1 pseudogene is annotated in these 276 nt (G+C 44.2%); it reads left to right on the plus strand.

Annotated features, from left to right (window positions below):
- Nucleotides 1-209, plus strand: a pseudogene (locus AAEY88_RS13420) (hypothetical protein); the annotation flags it as partial.
- Between the last annotated feature and the right edge of the window lie 67 nt (nt 210-276).

The raw sequence follows: 276 nt of genomic DNA on the forward strand, positions 1-276 counted from the left end.
GTGGCCAAGACAAAATTCAGATACTGGGTGAAGTAGTTCTCCAGAACGGCGAAAGTCGAAACGACCTTATAACTCTAATAACTCATGACAAACAGTTGTTCGAAGGGCTTAAGGGTAAATCTATCAGAGTACCGGTATCGGTTTTTGCAAATGGTAAATCTATTACTTACTTCATTCCAAAAGGCTCTAAGCCTACGGCTGCACACTAAAAACACAGACCCCCAAAAGAGAGAGAGACAGGCAAAAGCTTGCCTTTGCCGTCCTCACTCTTGGGGG

Origin of the sequence: Psychrobacter sp. CAL346-MNA-CIBAN-0220 (assembly GCF_040309805.1) — a bacterium.
Lineage (GTDB): Bacteria > Pseudomonadota > Gammaproteobacteria > Pseudomonadales > Moraxellaceae > Psychrobacter.